Source organism: Cognatundibacterium jejuense, assembly GCF_014284255.1.
GTDB lineage: Bacteria > Pseudomonadota > Gammaproteobacteria > Burkholderiales > Burkholderiaceae_D > Undibacterium > Undibacterium jejuense.
Map to the genome: position 1 here is coordinate 1 of NZ_JACOFV010000062.1, position 354 is coordinate 354.

Here is a 354-nt window from a genome sequence, read left to right on the forward strand (position 1 = left end):
GTATGTCCGGTCAAGCTTCCATCGATAAAGTTGCTGGTCCAGTTGGTGAAGCGCTGATCATGACGGCGATTGGTTTGGCAGTAGCGGTTCCAGCAGTGTTGGGTTACAACTTCCTGGTACGTCGCAATAAGAGCTCTATGGAAGAAGTTCGCGCATTTGCCGCTGACCTGCACTCTGTTGTGTTGTCTGGCAGCATGAACAAAGTCGCTAAGAAGTAAGCTCAAACAAAAAACCTCTCACCACAGAGGCACAGAAGCACAGCAAAAACCGTAGAGCAACACAGTATTTATTTGCTCTACGGTTTTTAAAAGTGATGATGAGTTAGTGGTTTTGAACGTTAAAGTAATCTGAAAG

General features: G+C 45.5%; 1 protein-coding gene. It reads left to right on the plus strand.

Features of this window, described 5'->3' with window-relative positions; translation table 11 throughout:
• The coding region (locus H8K32_RS20030; protein ID WP_186914405.1) for a MotA/TolQ/ExbB proton channel family protein at positions 1-218 on the plus strand (218 nt) is incomplete at its 5' end.
• Between the last annotated feature and the right edge of the window lie 136 nt (positions 219-354).